Source organism: Negadavirga shengliensis, assembly GCF_042652345.1.
GTDB classification, from domain to species: Bacteria; Bacteroidota; Bacteroidia; order Cytophagales; family Cyclobacteriaceae; genus Negadavirga; species Negadavirga shengliensis.
In genome coordinates this window covers 161676-180702 of sequence record NZ_JBHSJJ010000004.1, presented here as the reverse complement: position 1 = coordinate 180702, position 19027 = coordinate 161676, and the positions used below count along the sequence as shown (strand labels likewise).

Genomic DNA, 19027 nt, shown 5'->3' with positions numbered 1-19027 from the left:
CCTAACAGCAATAGCACTGTAGCTGAAAAGACACAAAACTGTCGCTATGGTATCCTGGACTGTATGTTTTTTACGGCCTGACCTCAAAAACAGGTTGAGGTTTTGCAGCCATGTTACACCATGGCTGTCTCTCATCCAATCCTACTATCATTTTTTGTAGATGTCTCTTTTACACCAAAAATCCTCCGTTTTTTACATAAAAAGAACAATTATTGAAAAGTTAGATAAGTTTTTTTTACTTTAGGCCGTTCATTATCTAAAAAAATTAAAAAATTAGTAGCAGGTCAATACCATGAAAAAGGACAATATGCCCGAAAAAAACAATTCCAGGAGGGATTTTCTGAAAACCTCTGCCACTGCTTTGGCAGGCTTTTATATTGTGCCCAGACACGTAATCGGTGGCCCGGGCTATAAGGCCCCCAGCGATAAGCTGATGATTGCAGGCATTGGTGTGGGAGGAAAAGGCTACAGTGATATCAGAAGTTTTTACGAAAGCGGGAATGCGGAAATTGTGGCGCTCTGCGATGTAGATGATAACAGAGCGGAAAGAAGCGTCAAAGACCATCCCAAAGCAAAATACTATAGGGATTACAGGGAAATGCTGGAAAAGGAACGTAACAACATCGATGCGGTCTCTGTCTCCACCCCGGACCATAACCATGCGGTACAAACCTTGATGGCCATGCAGATGGGCAAACATGTGTATGTACAGAAACCCCTGACCCATACCATCCATGAAGCAAGGGTGTTGACGGAAGCTGCCGAAAAATACAAGGTGGTCACGCAGATGGGCAACCAGGGTGCTTCCGGAGATGGGGTAAGACAGATGAGGGAATGGTATGCGGCGGGTCTTATCGGCGAAGCCGTAAAAGTCCATTGCTGGACAGACCGTCCTGTTTGGCCACAGGGAGTTCCATGGCCTGAAACCAAGGGCAAAAAACCACCCAAACACCTGGATTGGGACCTTTGGCTGGGCACCGCTCAAAAAATAGATTATGTGGAACACATCCATCCATTCAACTGGAGAGGTTGGTGGGCCTTTGGTACGGGAGCCCTAGGGGACATGGCATGCCATATTATGGAACCGCCGTTCAGGGTATTGGACCTGGGGTATCCTACCGAAGCGGAATGCAGTGTAGGAACAGTCTATGTGGATGAATTTAAGAGAGGTTATTTCCCCGAAAGTTGCCCTCCTTCTTCGCATGTAACCCTTCGTTTCAACAGACCGGGGGGCAGGGACCTGGAATTCCATTGGATGGATGGCGGGATAAAACCTTCCAGGCCGGAAGAACTCGGTCCCGATGAGCAGATGGGTGACGGCGGCAATGGTGTCATCATTGAAGGAACCCGCGGTAAAATGATGTGTTCCACTTATGGAATGGACCCAAAACTCTTACCTACTTCCCTAAATGAAAGCCTGAATGTAGCCCCGTCTCTTCCCCGGGTTGAAGGGGCCATTGGCGGGCATTACGCCCAATGGGTCAATGCCTGTATTGCCGGACATGGAAGCAGGGAATTCAAAGAACTGAGCTCTCCATTCTCCATAGCCGGTCCTTTGACGGAATCCGTATTGATGGGCAACCTCGCCATCAGAAGTTATGATTACAGAGAGGAAAGGGCCGACGGCAAAGGCTATAACTACCCAGGCAGGGACACCAAATTGCTTTGGGATGGTAAAAATATGAAAGTGACCAATTTCGAACCGGCCAACCAATTTGTGAGGAAAGAATACAGATCGGGATTTGAATTGCCAAAGGCATAATCCTCCGTGATTAAACGTGCAGATAATTAAAGGGGACTTAGTCCTCTTTAATTTTTATGGACAACGTTCTTCCCTGACTCAGCACCTGACTTGATTTTCAGTTTCGGCCTGCCCGAAAACTTCACATTGAGGATGACGCCCAACAAGACCATCACCATCCCGGAATAGGTCACCAAATTATAAGTTTCTCCGAAAAGTAAATAACCAAACCCCAAGGCATAGATTATGCCTACATAATTCAAACTGGCTACTTTTGAAAGATTGGCATTCTGGTAGGCCATCGTCATAAAATACTGGGCAAACTGGGTAAAAACTCCTATGACCAACAACAACAGCCAATCCCATCCGCGGGGGGGTACCCAATAAAAAAAGCTGACCAATCCGGCAACGGGAATGGTGACCAATGGAAAATAAAAAACAATCACCAGGGGATGTTCCGTGTTTTTCAGTTTACGGATTACATTATATGCCAGCCCTGAAAACAATGCGGAAACAATCCCAATAAGCAAATAAACCGGTTCAATCCGTGGATCAAAGCCTTCAATGACCAACACGCCCGCAAAAGCAATGGCAAAATAAAAGAACTGGATGGCTTTCACCCTTTCCTTCACGATAAAAATGCCTAACACACTTGTAAAGATGGGAGCCAAGTATTGTATGGTTACCGCGCTGGCCAAGGGGATTTTCTGAAGCGTATAAAAAAAGGTGATCAGCCCGACCGACCCCACGACTCCCCTGATAATCAATAATTTTTTATTGTTCCCCAATACCGGAATCTTTTGTTTTTTCAGAATAAGGTAACTGAAGAAAAAACTGAATACGGACCTGAACAGGATGATTTCTATCGCAGGAATATGTGGGAGAAATTTCACCGTGACATTCATCAAGGCGAAGAAAAAACCCGCAAGGAGCATATGACGGACGCTTGTGGCACTCAAAACTTTCTTCTTTTAACTCCAGAATAATAAATACATGAAAGAATATAATACCGGGAAGAAAGAAAAGGTTCGGGATTTCCCAAATAATTCCCATAATTCAAACTTATTTGCATCAATATTGTTGGTTAATAAAAAAAGACGCCATGCTCAATGTAGGGGATAAAGCACCGGATTTTACTTTACCTTCCACCGCGGGTGAAAATTTTGCCTTATCAAAAAACTTTCGGGGCAAAAGCTGTATTCTTTTTTTCTATCCCAAAGACTTCACCAAAGGCTGCACCGCCGAGGTCTGCGAGTTCAGGGATCACTTCGGGTTTCTCGAAGATCTTGCCATACCCATAGTGGGTATTAGCAGGGATGATCTTTCCACCCACTATAAATTCAAATCCACCTACAACCTGCCTTACCATTTACTCAGTGATAAATCAGGAAAAGTTTGTAAAGCTTATGACGCACTGATTCCCGTCATAGGACTCCCAAAAAGGGTTACTTATCTGCTGGACGACAGCCACCATATCAAAGGTATCTACCAAGATATGTTTGACGCCAAAGGCCATATCAAATATATGCTCAAAAAATTATAAAAAAGGTACAAGCTAAACCGTTTGTACCTTTTTACAAATTTATAAAAGACAACCTGTTTCGGTTTATACCTTCGGCAATTTCCAGCCGTTATGGTAATTGGCCTTCACCATGTTGTTGGCTTTAGAACTGGTAAACTGATCTTTGTCGGCATCCCAGTAGATTTTTTCTCCAAGCTTGAAGGCCACATTACCCATATGGGCATTGATGGCGGCCACTGAGCCTGTTTTAATGCCACAGTTCAACTTGGATGCATCATTGCTTTTGATGGCTTCCACAAAGTTTTTGCAGTGCAGCTGCTGGGCGTTTCCTTCCGGCTTGATATGGCTTACCGCTTCTATTTTCTCCTTCCTTTCACCGTTGACATTTTCCGTTTCAGCGATCACTTTCCAACCGCCTCTGTTGACTACCAGCGTGCCATTGTTGCCTATAAAGGCGATCCCTTCCGTTGTCCCATAATTGCCGCCATCAATGCCTGTAGCATGCTCCCAGAGCATGTTGAAGCCGTCATATTCATATACCGTCTGCAGGGTATCCGGCGTCTCGGAAGCATCATCCGGGTAGGCCAGCTTGCCTCCTGAGGCCATTACGGATTTAGGGGCACTTACACCCATCGCGTAAAGCGCGATATCAATCTCATGCACACCCCAGTCCGTCATTAAGCCCCCGGCATAATCCCAAAACCAACGGAAATTGAAATGGAAACGGTTTTCATTAAAAGGCCTTGTTGGTGCCGGTCCCAACCACATTTGATAATCAACTCCCTGGGGAGGCTGACCATCAGGTTTTACCGGAACCGGATTCATCCATCCTTGGTAGGCCCATGTTTTCACTAATCTTATGTTGCCCAGTTTGCCGGACTTTACGAAATCAATGGCCTGTTCATATTGGGAACCGCTTCTTTGCCATTGTCCTACCTGAACCATTTTACCGTAGCGTTCCGTCGCTTTTACCATCAGCTTACATTCTTCTATGGAATTGGCCAAAGGCTTCTCCACATAGGCGTGCTTGCCTGCAGAAAGACTGTCAATCAGATTCAGGCAATGCCAGTGGTCTGGTGTGCCGATGATGACCGCATCTATGTCCGGATCTTCGAGCATTTGGCGGTAATCCTTATACTGTTTCGGTTTTTTGCCCCGCAGTTCTTCCACGTTGGCAGACCTTTGGTCCAAAACACTTTGGTCCACGTCCGCCAGCGCCACGCAGTTGACTTCGGGGAGCAATAGATGGCTGTTCATATTGGACCAGCCCATACCTTTACAGCCTATCAGGCCGAAATTAAGCTGGTCATTGGCCCCAACCCGCTTTTTCAAGGCGGCCAGGTGTTCGGCAGAAATGATATTGGGCAGTGCTGCCATGCCTGCAGAAGCCACAAGAGACTTTTGTAGAAATTTTCTTCTTGAGTTCATTTTTGTAGTTTAGGTTATTTTGTATTGCTATTAATCCAGTTTTCTCACCCAAATGTTCCTAAAACTGACCAGATCGCCGTGATCTTGCAAATGGATGGGCAATGCCTCGGGATGGGCCACATAATGGGGGATGCCGATATATTCGGTAGGTCCTCTGAGTTCCACATTGTTTTGTACCAAGACGCCGTTATGGAGAACAGTGATTCTGGCGGGAGAGATCAGCATACCGTCTTTGTTAAAACGTGGGGCGGTAAAAATAGCATCATAGGTGTTCCATTCACCCGGAGGACGCATGGCATTGGCCAGTGGGGGATGTTGTTTGTAGATACTTGCTGCCTGTCCATTGGAATAAGTTTCGTTTTCATAAGAATCCAGGATTTGCAACTCATATTTTCCCATAAAGAAGAAACCGGAGTTACCCCTCCCCTGTCCTTTTCCTTTGACTTCGCTGGGAGCCCTCCATTCCACATGGACCTGTACATCACCGAATGACTCTTTTGTTTTAATGCCCCCGGTTTTGGGAACCACGGTGAAGATCCCGTTTTCCACTTTCCAGGGAGCCGCGCTCTCATCCCTGTCGCTCACCCAGGCATTTAAATTGGATCCATCGAACAATACGATCGCGTCAGCGGGCGGCAGGTTATTTTCCTTTCCGGGAGTGACTACCTTTACTTTTGGTTCATAAAATTCGGTGGCTTCGGGTGGTAATTTAATGTCTTTTTGTTGTGCCATAGCTGGAATCAGGATTACTGTACCCAAAACTAAAAACAAAATCAATACCTGTAATTTCATATGTATTTTAAGTTTAATGTTTTTTGATGGATTCAAAATAAACGATTTGTCGGAAATAAACTGTAACGAATATCAATTATTTTATTAAAGCGGAAATGCAAAATACCGGTTCTGTCCCGGCAGTCCATTTTTTTGATAGGTATTATTGCCGTATTTTTGCGGCATGCAAGCACAATCCCTTTCGCTCAGTCCAGACAACTGGCCGGATTACGAATTATTGGATACGGGTGGTTTTGAAAAACTGGAAAGGTTTGGAAAATACATTCTAAGCAGACCCGAACCTCAGGCCATATGGGACAAAAGCCTGCCGGATTCCGAATGGAAAAATAGGGCTCACGCCCATTTTGCCAAAGACAAATCCAACCCGGAAAAAGGCAATTGGCACATCATTAAGAAGATGCCACAAAACTGGACCATAGGCTATACCAACCAAAATGGCCTCTCCCTAAAGTTGAACCTGTCATTGACGTCCTTCAAGCATATCGGCATATTTCCCGAGCAGGCTGTGAACTGGGACTACATTGCCGAAACGCTCAAGGGCTTCAGTTCATCCGGGAAACCTGCCAAAGTCCTTAATCTCTTTGCCTATACCGGCGCGGCAAGCGTGGCTGCCAGGTCCATGGGAGCTGATGTGACACACCTTGACGCGGTCAAGCAGGTGGTTACCTGGTCCAAGCTAAACATGGAGGCCTCGGGCCAACAGGATATCCGATGGGTGGTGGATGACGCCATGAAGTTCATTAAAAGAGAGGTACGGCGGAGCAATCGATATCAAGGCATCATATTGGATCCGCCCGCTTATGGACGGGGGCCCAAAGGAGAAAAATGGGTGTTGGAAGAAAACATCAATGCGTTACTGAAACATTGCGCGGAGCTTCTGGATCCTGACCGGCATTTCTTCGTTTTAAACATGTACTCCCTCAGTTTCTCTTCCATGATTGCTGCCAATCTGGTCCATTCCACCTTCAAAAAAGTAGATAATCCGGAGCATGGCGAACTTTATCTTAAGGATAAGCAGGAGAAGAACCTCCCCTTGGGGATTTTCTTCCGGTTCAGAAGCCCGGTTCCAACCTTATAAAATCCTGGCGCCTTCTTTTCCCGCTTAAATAAATATTTATCGAAAAAATTAACCCATAAGGCATGCAAAACAGACAGCTGTTCTTGTCCCACTTGGCACAGACCACGGATTTTCCGCTCATGATTGAGATTGAACGGGCAGAGGGAGTCTACTTGCATGGAGCTGATGGTAAGCGGTATATCGACCTGATTTCGGGAATAGGTGTAAGCAATATAGGACACCGGCACCCCAAAGTCATCCAGGCGATTCAGGCCCAACTTGACAAATACCTTCATTTGATGGTATACGGGGAATATATCCAAACACCCCAGGTGCAGCTGGCCAAAGCATTATGTGACACCTTACCTGCTGGCCTGGACAATGTCTATCTGGTAAACAGCGGTAGTGAAGCCGTTGAGGGGGCCTTGAAACTGGCCAAACGCCATACCAACCGCAGGGAGATCGTTTCCTGTATCAATGCTTATCACGGTTCCTCCCATGGCGCACTTTCGGTCGGAGGCAACGAAATATTCAAAAGGGCCTACCGTCCCCTACTTCCGGGAATAAAAAATATCAAATTCGGAGATCTGAAAGAATTGGTTTCCATCACCAAGGGTACAGCAGCCATCATCATCGAAACCGTGCAGGGAGAAGCGGGGATCCGGATAGCTGATAAAGAATACTTCCATTCCCTGAGGGAAAGATGTGATGAAACGGGTACCTTACTGGTTCTGGATGAAATACAGACAGGTTTTGGGAGGACAGGAAAGTTTTGGGCGTTTCAACATGATGACATCGTTCCGGATATGATCGTTTGTGCAAAAGGCATGGGAGGAGGCATGCCCATAGGGGCCTTTATCGCCAACAAAGACATTATGGGAAGCCTAAAAACCAACCCTTTGCTGGGACATATCACCACCTTCGGGGGACATCCCGTCAGTGCAGCCGCCTCATTGGCTACCATTCGGGTCATTCAGGAAGAACAGCTTACCGAAAAGGTAGAGGAAAAAGCAGCCTTGTTCAAAAAACTGCTTATTCATCCTGAAATCAAGTACATCCGCAATAAAGGGTTAATGATGGCTGTGGAATTTGAGACCTTCGAAGTGCTAAAGCCTATAATAGACACTTGTATCGACATGGGAGTGGTTACGGATTGGTTTTTGTTTTGCGACAATGCCATGAGGATAGCCCCTCCGCTGACCATCACACCTTCTCAAATTGAAGAAGCCTGTGCAGTTATCATACAGGCAATTGAGTCCAACAGGAAACGATAATGAATGCGATATGGTTTATGATAGTATAGTGGCACTACAAAATCGGATATACGATGACGGACAGCAGCAAAAAAACATCTAAAATGATCCCTTCAGATGAAAATGAATGGAAAAAGCAACTCGATCCCGAATCCTATCATGTACTGCGGCAAAAAGGTACAGAAAGACCATTTAGTGGACAATATTACCTGAACAAGGATACCGGTATATATGAATGTAAGGCATGTGGTAATGAAATTTTCCACAGCAGTGCAAAATACGACAGCGGCTGTGGGTGGCCCAGTTTTACAGAACCGGTTTCAGCGGATGCCATCAGGGTAGAGATGGATTATTCACACGGCATGGTGAGAGAGGAAATCCTTTGTGCCAAATGTGATAGCCATTTAGGGCATCGCTTTCCAGATGGCCCTAAAGACAGGGGAGGTATCCGGTACTGCATCAATTCTGTTGCGCTGGATTTCAAAAAAGAACATTAAATCCGGGGAGCGAAAAGCACGAATAGTAGACTCAATGGGTGATTTGTTCATCATATTTTTTTAATTTTGCATAATAATTGTAAAATATGGGCAGTTATTTATTAAAAATGAGAAAATATTTAAATATGCGAGTGATCAGGACTTTTACCATAATAATCATGCTTTTGGTTCAGGGGACAGCATTCGGCCAATCAGAAGAAAATACCGGGCAGGAACCTTCTTTGGATGCGGGACCCATTTCCAGTCAGTTTGATTATATCAACAACGTTTCCTCAAACTACCAGGAATATAAAGTAGTGAGGAGAACCTATCTGGATAAATTGCAAGCCAATATTACAGATTCTCTTACCAATTACAGGCGCCAAATCCAGGAACTCAAGACCGAGCTCAACAAACAGCAGGAGGGTATTAAGGCTCTAAACGCTGACCTGTCCGACACCCAATCCAGTTTGGACAGAGCCGCCCAGGAAAGAGACAGTTTCAATTTTCTAGGCTTTTTGATCCATAAGAGCGTCTATAACAACTTTATGTGGGGTTTGGTCATCGTCCTAACGGTCATACTGATTATTTCTTACTTCAGGTTCAAAAAAAGCCATGCAGTCACCTCCGAAACCAAGAAAACGTTGGACGAATTGCGGGAGGAATTTGAGCAACACCGGAGAAATACGTTGGAACGGGAGAGAAAACTCAACAGGCAACTGGTGGATGCATTGAACAAAAAAGAAGCCTGATAAACAGTCCTCCTCCCATGGAAAAAATCGCCGTAGACATGGACGGGGTTCTGGCCGATGTCTATCACCAGTTTATTCAAATGCATTTTGAGGAATCCGGGGTACTTCTCCAAGAAAAGGACTTAGAGGGATTGACAGAATATGAAGCATTCCCACACATTCTTAAGCATGTCCACACGCCCGGTTTTTTTCGGACCGCCCCGCTTATTAGTGATTCACAGGAAATCCTCGAAAAGCTCAACCACAAGTACGAAGTCTTTATTGTTTCGGCCGCTACGGAATTCCCCTTGAGTTTAGCGGAAAAGCAGGCTTGGCTCAATGAACATTTTCCCTTTATCGATTGGAAGCATATGGTTTTTTGCGGATCAAAGGAAATCATCAAGGCAGACATCATGATAGACGACCACTTTAAGAACCTGGATTTTTTTGAAGGTCAGACTTTTCTTTTTACCCAACCCCATAATACCCATAAAGTCAACGGAAAACACAAAAGAGTACATAGCTGGAAAGATATCGAACACTTTTTAATTTAAATCATAAAAATTATAATTATTCTATTTTCAAGCTTTTGGAGCGAAAACGATTGCAATGAAGATGACATTTTGCAAAGCGTCGTTTGGCTCAAAAATAAATCGGGATTTATTGTCTTTAAACCATTAAATATTTAACTTTACTTTATATAACAACTATTTATAAGAATTTTTATAACAATAATTAGTACTAAATTTATTTATGTGGTACTTACCTTGATAAAGAACTACAATAAATCATATCTGTTCGACATTTAATTTTGATCTGATGGGCAGGTGTGAAATTTTATTCTATATTTTTTAACCGACAATCGTTGTTTAATTGGACATTTTTTTGAATATTGCTATATGATAAAGGTAAATATCTATTATTTCGACGGTCTAAATAATGGATGAAAAGTAATTTTATTAAAAGCTTCTCAACCAATTTTTGTATAAATCGCTGATCTTCATTAAAGTAAATTGTTGAAATAATTCAATACGAGCCTTAGAATAACAATAACTTAACCTAACCTATATTTTATGAAACAACTATTACGGAAAGTTTCATTTCTGGTAGCCTGTATGCTGGCCATGACGCTTTCAGAAGCAACAATGGCCCAACAAACCCAAGTAACCGGAAAAGTAACAGAGGCGGAAACCGGAGAAGCGATACCCGGAGCCAGTGTCTTAGTCAAGGGGACAACCAGGGGGGTTGTCACGAACATTGATGGCGATTACTCCATTGATGTGGAAGCCAATGCTGTGTTGGTTTTCTCTTTTGTAGGATTCGCTACAATAGAGGAAGCTGTCAATAACCGATCCGTCATCAACATTACGCTGGAATCAGAAGCCCAGGCGCTGACCGAAGTGGTGGTAGTGGGTTATGGTACTCAGGAGAAAAAAGAAATCACCAGCGCCGTCACCAGCGTAAAGGCTGAAGATTTCAACCAGGGTACCGTAAATGATCCCAGACAATTGCTGCAGGGCAAAGTGGCCGGATTGAACATTGCCAGGCCGGGAGGTAATCCCAATACCGGCTTTAGTGTGAGGCTCAGAGGTATATCATCCATCGGAGAAAATGCCGAGCCACTTGTAGTGATTGACGGTGTCATCGGCGGTGCGCTGAGTACAGTGGATCCCAATGACATTGAATCCATTGACATTCTCAAGGACGGGTCGGCAGCAGCCATTTATGGCACCAGGGGTTCCGCGGGGGTGATCTTGATTACTACCAAAAGCGGTAGAGATGGCAGAATGATCGTGGAATACAATGGAACTGTGGCCACTGAAAACGTAGCAAGAACCATTCCTGTCATGACTGCGGACGAGTACAGACAGGTTCCCAATTCGGTTGATTTGGGTTCCAACACCGACTGGATGGATGAGGTAACCAGAACGGGAGTCTCCCACGTCCATAACCTCTCGGTAGGCGGAGGAAGCGCAGGGACCACCTACAGGGCCTCACTCAACTCCAGGAATACAGAAGGGGTTGGGCTCAATTCAGGTTTTAACCAGTTAAACGCCCGGTTAAACCTTACCCAAAGGGCTTTGAATGATAAAGCAATCATAGCCCTTAACATTTCCAACACTACGGTGGACAGAAGATTTGGAAATGAAAGCTCGTTCCGGTATGCTATTATAAGTAATCCTACGATCCCTGTTTATAGCGACAGGCCTGAAGATGCGCCCTTTGGAGCATATAGGGAGCGGGATATTTTTGATTGGTTTAACCCTGTATCCATCGCCGAACAGAATATTGCAGACGGTAGGGACAGCAGACTCCTGGCCAGCATCAGAGGGGAATACAGTTTCACGGACAATTTTAGAGCCGCTGTCTTTTATTCCACTCAAAGAGAGCACGACTGGAGGGGAAATTACTCTCCAAAAACCGCTAAATTCGGAGGTGGATACGGCCGGAATGGCTTGGCAAGAATCCAAAACCACGAACGTCATAACCAATTATTTGAAGCCACGGCCAACTACGATAAGTCCTTTGGCGAGCTGAATTTCGCCGCCTTGGGCGGATATTCCTACCAGGAGTTTTTTAATCAAGGGTCAGATATGCAGGCTGGTAACTTCCTTACCGATGCTTTCACCTATAATAACATAGGCGCTGCTTTGGATTTCGCAAACGGCTTGGCCAATGTGTCAAGTTATGCCAACTCCAACCGGCTGGTGGCTTTTTTCGGAAGAACCAACTTTAATTTTCGAGAAACTTATCTGTTATCGGTAAGTGCCAGATATGAAGGTTCTTCAAGGTTTGGGGTAAACAACCGCTGGGGGCTATTCCCTGCAGTAAGTGCTGGGGTTACCATCTCCAACTTAGTGTACATACCAGGTTTTACTTTCCTAAAAGCCAGGGCCAGTTATGGTAGAACAGGGACCCAGCCGGGAAACTCTTATCTGTCATTGATGCGTTTTGGGAGGCAGGGCAACTTTTACTATGATGGGGAATTCGTACCTGCGTACGGACCCGTTTCTAACCCCAACCCCGATTTGGCTTGGGAAAACAAGGATGAGTATAACTTCGGGCTGGATTATGCCATGCTCGGAAACCGGCTGCAGGGAGCGGTTGAATATTATACCAGGACCACCTATGGCATGATCCTGCCCATCAACGTTCCTGTACCTCCCAATCTTTTCCCCACCACCCAACTGAACATCGGTGAAATCTTCAACAGTGGGTTGGAGTTTACCGCTAATTATGATGTGATAAAGCGGTCCGGTTTCAGCTGGTCAACGGGTATTAACTTTTCCACTTTGAGAACCAACCTGAGAAGTCTTTCTGCCGGTGATTTGAGCTTTGGCGAAGTAAATTACCGTTCTAATTTTGGATCACCCGGTCAGAACCTTACCCAGTTGATCAGGATTCAGGAAAACGGTGCTTTGGGACAGATTTGGGGACCAGTGTTTGCAGGGATCAATGAGGACGGAAGTCCCCGGCTGGCCGTAATCGACGGCACCGCCACGGATGATGATGGCAATCCGGTTTACTGTAATTGCAATGAGGACAGAACACAAATAGGCAATGCTTATCCCACTTTTACTTTTGGCATCAACAACAACCTAAAGTACAAAAACTGGGATTTGAACTTCTTCTTCAGAGGTGCTATAGGCCATGACCTCATCAACAGCTACAGGGGTTTTTATGAAAACACCGAAGGAACAACAGTGCAAAACTACAACATCGTAAAAACAAAGTATTATGATCCGAACATTACCAAGGCTGAGTACAACAGCAGTCATGTGGAGCGGGCTGATTTTGTGGTTTTGGACAACGCTACTTTGGGTTACAATTTCCAGCTCAACCCGGATAGCCGGATCACGCGGTTCAGGATGTTCTTATCCGTTCAGAATCCATTTATGTTTACCGGGTACACGGGAGTAGATCCTGAAGTAAGGTATGTGGACACCGAAGCCAACAATGACCCGTTGGCTCCGGGCATTGAGAGAAGGGCAACCTACTTTACGACCACCATTACGACTTTTGGTCTGAACTTAAGTTTCTAAATTTTAAAATGAACCATATGAAAATCAATCCTATATATAGCTTACTGACGTTCGTATTGGGAGTTACCTTTACCTTTCAGTCCTGCACTGACCTGGATGAGGAACTTTTCAGCGACATCACGGCAGATAACTTCTTCCAGACTGAAGAAGAGTTTATCTCCGCCCTCGGACGCGCCTACCAGTCTCTGGCTGGGCTGGGAAATCACTCGGGATTATGGTCAATTAATGAATTGGCTTCTGATGAGATCGTGATTGCTACCAAAGGTGGGGACTGGTTTGACGGTGGGGTGCTGCTACAGCTACACCAGCATGAGTTTCTCCCGGATAACCCGTTTTTCCAGAATTCATGGAATTTCCTATACGGAGGCATTAACAACTGCAATCGCTTGATTTTGTCCTTTGAACAGTTGGATAACCCTAATTCAGCCGCGTTCATAGCCGAATTAAGAGCATTGAGGGTGCTGTTTTATTACTGGGCGATGGACGCGTTTGGAAATATACCTTTGGTAATTGATTTCACCGCGACGGAATCACCTACAAACTCCTCCAGACAGGATATCTATAATTTCCTCCAGTCGGAACTGGCAGAAATCATCCCGTTGTTGCCCGTTGCAAAGGATGGCACTACTTACGGAAGAATGACAAAGTGGGCGGCTTTGATGATCAGGATGAAGCTTTACCTGAATGCGGAAGTCTATACGGGTACCCCGCGCTGGACAGAAGCCGCAGCTGATGCCGAAGAAATCATATACAACGGCCCTTTCAACCTGGAACCTGTTTACAGGGATAATTTCGTCATTAACAACGCAAGTTCCAATGAAAACATATTGGTATATCCGTATGATAAAGTATTTGCCCACGGGTTTAACTGGGTGATGATGACCTTACACATTGCCAGCCAGTTTTCCTTTAATCTTACCGAACAGCCATGGAACGGGTATCAGACCGTACAGGAGTTTTATAATTCCTATGTGGACCCCGATCAAAACCCCGGTACCCAAGGCCCCGTATGGAAAGGCTTGGCTTTGGAGCAAACCGACGGTACGATTGACGGCAGGCTCTCTAATTTTCTTGTAGGCCCTCAATACAGAGATGACGGCAGCAGACTGGAAGATCCGGGTGTTGAGCCGCTGGATCCGACAGGAAGAAATGGTGATCCCGATGGCCCCCCCGTCACTTTCATGCCGTACATCAATGAAATATGGCCCAACGGTCTGAGACAGTCCGGAGCAAGAATCGGAAAGTACGAGTTTGAACGAGGTGGTACTGCAAACATGAGCAATGATTTTGTCATATTCAGGCTGGGAGATGCCATTCTTTCTTTGGCAGAAGCCAAGTACAGACTGGGGGACACAGGGGAAGCCTTGGATTTGGTTAATCAAATCAGAGAAAGAGCAGGCAACCTTGACCCTTTCACTACTTTGGATGATGAAAAGTTATTGGCAGAAAGAGGCCGTGAAATGTATGTGGAAATGACCAGAAGACAAGACCTCATCCGGTTTAAAAAATATGGAAGCGCCTGGTGGCCCTATCAAGGCATGAACAGGCCTAAAAGGGTCCACAGTACCGGCTCTCATTTGGAACTGTTCCCCATACCCGAGCCGCAACTGTTGGCCAATCCTAATCTCAAACAAAACCCTGGATATAATTAATCTATTGAGCGAGGGATTTGATGAAAACACAAAAGCAAGTGAAGAAACCTTCCTTGCTTTTGTTGTTTATCTGGCGTCGAGAAATTATCTTTTGGGCATATAAGGTCCACTAATTGACACAAATCTTGAGAAGCAGTTTGAAGAATCCCCGTATCAGAAAAAATCCCATCATCCGTGTTCATCTGTGAAAATCGCGGACAAAAATTGTCGGTTAACCCGAAAATGACACTTGCCTTAACACCAGTGTCGGACGCAACTATATTGACTTCACAGCTACCTGCTTTCGAAAAGCAGGGGGTTGGGGTGATATTTTAACATAGAATTTAAACATGAACAAGTATCCAATAAACTTTAGATATATCGGGAAGGATAGATCCCACTTCTGCTCTTCTGTATGGGCGCTCGCATTTTGGGTCTGCGGGTTGTTTTTGACCGCATGCGACAATGGTTTCACTTTTGGGAGCAATGATGGTATATCCGAAACCGACAGCCTCTTCCTTGGCATGTACCTGGGAATGGAGCAACAGGCTTTTTTCGATCATTGTACAGAACTGAACAGCCAAAAACTCATCACCCAAGGACCCGGGGGTAGCACCAGCGTTGAACACCGGATAAAAGATGTTTTTGACGCAGAGGTGGTGATGCGGTTTTTCCCCACATTTATTGATCACAAAATATTCGAAATGCCTGTGACGTATAATTATGCCGCGTGGGCGCCCTGGAACAAACAATACCAAGCTGACGTATTGTTGGAGAAAATGTTGGGGAAATACAAAGAGTGGTACGGGGAGGATTTTCAATTGCTGAATCACGAAACCCAGGGAAAGGTCTATTACAAAATAGACGGTAAAAGAAGAATCAACCTGTTTATCAAAGATGATCAGTTTGTACAGGCCGTCTTTACCGATCTGAAAACAGAAAAAAGACTAAAAGAAGAGTACAAAAAAAGCCTTGAAGAATAACCCCTTTCGTTCATCTATTATCACCACTCGAACTGCTTTGCCCCTTTTTTTGGACCAAAGGCAAGTCAGCCGTATTTTTATTTTTTCCATGCTGGTTTTATTGGTCTCCTGTAAAAAAGGAGAACAAAAAGGCGATCTTCTTTTTGAAACCATTGCACCGTCTCATTCAGGTATTTATTTCAAGAATGAATTAACCGAAGATGAAGGTTTTAATATCATCGAATACCTCTATTTTTACAATGGGGGCGGTGTATCCATCGGGGATATCAACAATGACGGGTTACCGGATATTTATTTCAGCAGCAATCAGGGCCACAACAAATTATACCTCAACAAGGGTAATTTTGAATTTGAGGATATTACAGAAAGTGCGGGTGTGTCTTCGCCAGGCCCTTGGAAAACGGGCATCACCATGGCTGACGTGAATGGGGATGGCTTCCTGGATATCTACGTATGCCGGGTAAGTGGGTACAAAGGTCTGGAAGGGAAGAATGAACTTTACATCAATAACGGCGACCTGACTTTTACAGAAATGGCCGCGGATTATGGCCTGGATTTCCGAGGATTCAGCACGCAAGCGGCGTTCTTTGATTACGATGGGGACGGCGACCTGGATATGTACCTGCTTAACCATGCAGTCCACACGGAACGCTCCTACGGCAGGGCATCTCTAAGACATATGGACCACGGCGAAGCGGGTGACAGGCTTTATAGAAACAATCTGGATAAGGGTGAAACCCGTTTTACGGCTGTCACCGGCGAAGCCGGCATTTATTCCAGCCACATCGGTTATGGTTTGGGTGTGGGAATCGCTGATCTGAACAACGACGGCTGGCCGGACATCTATGTTTCCAACGACTTCAACGAAAACGATTACCTCTATCTCAATAACAAGGACGGGACATTCAGGGAAGTAAGTGAAAGTCACCTTGGACACGGCAGCCGGTTTTCCATGGGCAACGACCTGGCCGATTTCAACAATGACGGCTGGGTGGATATCCTGGCGCTGGACATGCATCCGGAAGATGAGGTTATACTCAAAAAATCTGCGGGCGAGGATGCTTATGAGATCTATGACTTAAAACTCCGCTTTGGTTACGGAAGGCAAGTGGCCCAAAACACCTTGCAATTGAACAATGGAAACGGAACATTTTCCGAAATAGCGCAACTGGCAGGCCTCCACGCCACCGATTGGAGCTGGTCCGCCTTGTTTGCCGATTTTGACCTGGATGGCTTCAAAGACATTTTTATCAGCAACGGCATCAAAAGAAGACCCAACGACATGGATTACATCAATTTCATCACGGATAGCGAAATATCCGGGGGATTGGTACAAAATCCGGATATGGCTGACCTAAAGCTTGCGGAAAAAATGCCTCCCGGCGAAGTCCATGACTTCTTTTTCAAAAACAACGGCAATCTGACTTTTGAAAACACCGGCAAAAAATGGGGAATCAAACACGCCGGCATATCCAATGGCACCGCCTATGCGGATTTGGATAATGACGGGGACTTGGATCTAATCGTCAATCACATCAATCAGCCAGCCAGTATTTACAAAAACACGTTGATGGAAAAAAGCGGCGAAAACAAACCGTCTTATTTGAAAATCAAGTTCAAGGGTGTCAAAAACAATCACTTCGGCATAGGGGCAAAACTATATGCTTATCACAATGAAAAAGTAATTCTTTATGAAAACCATACCACCAGAGGCTTCCAATCCTCCATAGAGCCATCCCTTCACATGGGCTTGGGCAATGCACAGCAAGTGGATTCCTTGCTGGTGGTTTGGCCCGGTGGCAAACAACAGCTATTAAAGAACGTATCGGTGAATCAAACCATCACCTTATCTCAGGCTGATGCCCGGGAAAGTAATCATAGCCCTTTACGGAAGGAGAATATCCCTATCCTATTGATTCCCGATTCCACCAGCCTGGATCTGGCTTTTGAACACTGGGAAAACGAATTCAACGATTTCAATCAGGAATACCTTCTTCCTCATAAGATATCAAGGGAAGGCCCAAAAATGGCACTTGGTCACGATCCGGAAGGTGGGATGGAATACCTGTTTTTGGGCGGAGCCAAAGACCAATCCAGTGAAATCCACCGTTTTGAAAACGGGGTTTTTACCAAACTGGATGTCCCTGAGCTCACAGCGGACAGCCTCTATGAGGACATCCACGCCGTCTTTTTCGACAGCAACCAAAACGGGCTTCAAGACCTGTTCGTGGTAAGTGGCGGTAATGAACCTGGAAGTGATCCAAACATGGGTAGACTTTACCTCAATAAAGGAAACAGCCACTTCGTCAAAAGCAACTCCACCCTCCCTGAATTGGAAAGCCATTTTTCTGTCGTAATTGCCGGCGATTTTGACGGTGATGGCAGACCTGATTTATTCTTAGGAAGTCGCACGGTCCCTGGCCGATACGGGGAAAGGCCCAAAAGCTATCTTTTGAAAAATCTGGGTGATGGAAAGTTTGAGGATGTTACCCAGGCATCTTTGCCAGACGGCGGACATTTGGGCATGGTGAAGGATGCGGCTTGGGTGGATCTGAGCCAAGATGGGAAAATGGACTTGGTCATCTTGGGAGAATGGATGCCCATAACCGTGCTGATCAACGACAATGGAAAGTTTACCAATCAGACAAATGAATTTGGTCTGGGGCAAACCCATGGCTGGTGGCACTCCCTGGAGGTGGCCGACGTCAATCATGACGGGTTTCCCGACCTCATTGCGGGAAACCAAGGGCTCAACCACAAATTAAAGCCGCCCCTGAAACTGTATGTGGACGATTTTGACGGCAATGGCAAAACCGATCCGGTCATTAGCTACACCATTGGGGATGAGGAATTTCCAGTGGCCATGCGGGATGAGCTCATCCGTCAGATCCCCTCGCTAAAAAAGGAATTCGGCACACATCAGAAGTATGCCGGCACCAGCCTGTCCAAAATACTTGACAGGAAAACGCTGGAGAAAGCTGAAACAAATGAGGCTTTGGAATTCCGTTCCATGGTTTTTATCAACGAGAGCGGAAAAAGGTTGACGGGAAAGCCTTTGCCCCTAGAAGCCCAGTTCAGTCCCGTAGAAGCCATATTGGTGACCGACCTGGATAATGATGGCCTGTTGGATTTGGTGTTGGGGGGAAACTTTCACCATGCTGCTCCCTACTATGGGCCTTATGATGCCAGCCAGGGATGGGTGTTGAAAGGAACAGAGGAGGGGGAATTTAAAGCTATGAACCCCAAACAAAGCGGGCTGTCCATAAAAGGGGATATCAAGGACATCAAATTGGTTCAGGATAGAGGCAGCCGATTTTTACTGTTCAGCAGAAATGATGACAGGCTGGTTATATATAAGTTGCGATAGTTT

At 45.4% G+C, this 19027-nt stretch carries 14 protein-coding genes; 11 read left to right on the top strand and 3 right to left on the bottom strand.

Going from position 1 to position 19027, the window contains the following annotated elements:
• Nucleotides 1–292 precede the first annotated feature (292 nt).
• The gene (locus tag ACFPFU_RS08495) at nucleotides 293–1762 is read left to right on the top strand and encodes a Gfo/Idh/MocA family protein (RefSeq protein ID WP_377063466.1); all 1470 of its coding nucleotides are present in this window, start codon (nucleotides 293–295) and stop codon (nucleotides 1760–1762) included.
• A 47-nt stretch (nucleotides 1763–1809) separates the two neighbouring features.
• Here ACFPFU_RS08495 and ACFPFU_RS08490 read toward each other — a convergent pair whose 3' ends face one another.
• The gene (locus tag ACFPFU_RS08490; protein ID WP_377064045.1) at nucleotides 1810–2676 is read right to left on the bottom strand and encodes a DMT family transporter; all 867 of its coding nucleotides are present in this window, start codon (nucleotides 2674–2676) and stop codon (nucleotides 1810–1812) included.
• A gap of 167 nt (nucleotides 2677–2843) precedes the next feature.
• Between ACFPFU_RS08490 and ACFPFU_RS08485 the strand changes: the two genes are divergently transcribed.
• Nucleotides 2844–3284, top strand: a complete 441-nt coding sequence (locus tag ACFPFU_RS08485; RefSeq protein ID WP_377063464.1) for a peroxiredoxin — start codon at nucleotides 2844–2846, stop codon at nucleotides 3282–3284.
• A gap of 63 nt (nucleotides 3285–3347) precedes the next feature.
• Here ACFPFU_RS08485 and ACFPFU_RS08480 read toward each other — a convergent pair whose 3' ends face one another.
• Nucleotides 3348–4691: a Gfo/Idh/MocA family protein gene (locus tag ACFPFU_RS08480; protein WP_377063462.1), complete on the bottom strand. Its 1344-nt coding sequence runs from the start codon at nucleotides 4689–4691 to the stop codon at nucleotides 3348–3350.
• Between the two features lie 30 nt (nucleotides 4692–4721).
• Nucleotides 4722–5483: a 3-keto-disaccharide hydrolase gene (locus ACFPFU_RS08475; RefSeq protein ID WP_377063460.1), complete on the bottom strand. Its 762-nt coding sequence runs from the start codon at nucleotides 5481–5483 to the stop codon at nucleotides 4722–4724.
• 163 nt (nucleotides 5484–5646) lie between these two features.
• Here ACFPFU_RS08475 and ACFPFU_RS08470 point away from each other — a divergent pair, with 163 nt between their 5' ends.
• From ACFPFU_RS08470 to ACFPFU_RS08430, 9 genes are all read left to right on the top strand, one after another.
• Nucleotides 5647–6561 carry a class I SAM-dependent methyltransferase gene (locus ACFPFU_RS08470; protein WP_377063458.1) on the top strand — a complete coding sequence of 305 codons (915 nt, stop codon included), beginning with the start codon at nucleotides 5647–5649 and terminating at the stop codon, nucleotides 6559–6561.
• Between the two features lie 62 nt (nucleotides 6562–6623).
• Nucleotides 6624–7814, top strand: coding sequence for an aspartate aminotransferase family protein (locus ACFPFU_RS08465; RefSeq protein ID WP_377063456.1), 1191 nt, complete (start codon nucleotides 6624–6626; stop codon nucleotides 7812–7814).
• A gap of 83 nt (nucleotides 7815–7897) precedes the next feature.
• Nucleotides 7898–8290 (top strand): peptide-methionine (R)-S-oxide reductase MsrB, encoded by a 393-nt coding sequence (gene msrB, locus ACFPFU_RS08460; RefSeq protein ID WP_377063454.1) that lies wholly within the window; start codon nucleotides 7898–7900, stop codon nucleotides 8288–8290.
• Nucleotides 8291–8397: 107 nt separating this feature from the next.
• Nucleotides 8398–9021: a hypothetical protein gene (locus tag ACFPFU_RS08455; protein WP_377063453.1), complete on the top strand. Its 624-nt coding sequence runs from the start codon at nucleotides 8398–8400 to the stop codon at nucleotides 9019–9021.
• A gap of 17 nt (nucleotides 9022–9038) precedes the next feature.
• Nucleotides 9039–9554, top strand: a complete 516-nt coding sequence (locus ACFPFU_RS08450; protein WP_377063451.1) for a 5' nucleotidase, NT5C type — start codon at nucleotides 9039–9041, stop codon at nucleotides 9552–9554.
• A gap of 519 nt (nucleotides 9555–10073) precedes the next feature.
• Nucleotides 10074–13043 carry a SusC/RagA family TonB-linked outer membrane protein gene (locus ACFPFU_RS08445; RefSeq protein WP_377063449.1) on the top strand — a complete coding sequence of 990 codons (2970 nt, stop codon included), beginning with the start codon at nucleotides 10074–10076 and terminating at the stop codon, nucleotides 13041–13043.
• Nucleotides 13044–13060: 17 nt separating this feature from the next.
• On the top strand, nucleotides 13061–14695 hold the full coding sequence (locus tag ACFPFU_RS08440; RefSeq protein WP_377063447.1) for a RagB/SusD family nutrient uptake outer membrane protein: 1635 nt from the start codon (nucleotides 13061–13063) through the stop codon (nucleotides 14693–14695).
• 329 nt (nucleotides 14696–15024) lie between these two features.
• Complete coding sequence (locus ACFPFU_RS08435; protein WP_377063445.1) at nucleotides 15025–15657, top strand: hypothetical protein; 633 nt, start codon at nucleotides 15025–15027, stop codon at nucleotides 15655–15657.
• An 88-nt stretch (nucleotides 15658–15745) separates the two neighbouring features.
• Complete coding sequence (locus ACFPFU_RS08430) at nucleotides 15746–19024, top strand: VCBS repeat-containing protein (RefSeq protein ID WP_377063443.1); 3279 nt, start codon at nucleotides 15746–15748, stop codon at nucleotides 19022–19024.
• Nucleotides 19025–19027: the final 3 nt, after the last annotated feature.

What these genes read in the sequence shown, in the direction of transcription:
- ACFPFU_RS08450 (WP_377063451.1), top strand. Translation starts at nt 9,039, where the DNA reads ATGGAAAAAATCGCCGTAGACATGGACGGGGTTCTGGCCGATGTCTAT.
- ACFPFU_RS08480 (WP_377063462.1), bottom strand. Translation starts at nt 4,691, where the DNA reads ATGAACTCAAGAAGAAAATTTCTACAAAAGTCTCTTGTGGCTTCTGCA.
- ACFPFU_RS08445 (WP_377063449.1), top strand. Translation starts at nt 10,074, where the DNA reads ATGAAACAACTATTACGGAAAGTTTCATTTCTGGTAGCCTGTATGCTG.
- msrB (WP_377063454.1), top strand. Translation starts at nt 7,898, where the DNA reads ATGATCCCTTCAGATGAAAATGAATGGAAAAAGCAACTCGATCCCGAA.
- ACFPFU_RS08485 (WP_377063464.1), top strand. Translation starts at nt 2,844, where the DNA reads ATGCTCAATGTAGGGGATAAAGCACCGGATTTTACTTTACCTTCCACC.
- ACFPFU_RS08470 (WP_377063458.1), top strand. Translation starts at nt 5,647, where the DNA reads ATGCAAGCACAATCCCTTTCGCTCAGTCCAGACAACTGGCCGGATTAC.
- ACFPFU_RS08435 (WP_377063445.1), top strand. Translation starts at nt 15,025, where the DNA reads ATGAACAAGTATCCAATAAACTTTAGATATATCGGGAAGGATAGATCC.
- ACFPFU_RS08490 (WP_377064045.1), bottom strand. Translation starts at nt 2,676, where the DNA reads ATGCTCCTTGCGGGTTTTTTCTTCGCCTTGATGAATGTCACGGTGAAA.
- ACFPFU_RS08455 (WP_377063453.1), top strand. Translation starts at nt 8,398, where the DNA reads ATGAGAAAATATTTAAATATGCGAGTGATCAGGACTTTTACCATAATA.
- ACFPFU_RS08495 (WP_377063466.1), top strand. Translation starts at nt 293, where the DNA reads ATGAAAAAGGACAATATGCCCGAAAAAAACAATTCCAGGAGGGATTTT.
- ACFPFU_RS08465 (WP_377063456.1), top strand. Translation starts at nt 6,624, where the DNA reads ATGCAAAACAGACAGCTGTTCTTGTCCCACTTGGCACAGACCACGGAT.
- ACFPFU_RS08475 (WP_377063460.1), bottom strand. Translation starts at nt 5,483, where the DNA reads ATGAAATTACAGGTATTGATTTTGTTTTTAGTTTTGGGTACAGTAATC.
- ACFPFU_RS08440 (WP_377063447.1), top strand. Translation starts at nt 13,061, where the DNA reads ATGAAAATCAATCCTATATATAGCTTACTGACGTTCGTATTGGGAGTT.
- ACFPFU_RS08430 (WP_377063443.1), top strand. Translation starts at nt 15,746, where the DNA reads ATGCTGGTTTTATTGGTCTCCTGTAAAAAAGGAGAACAAAAAGGCGAT.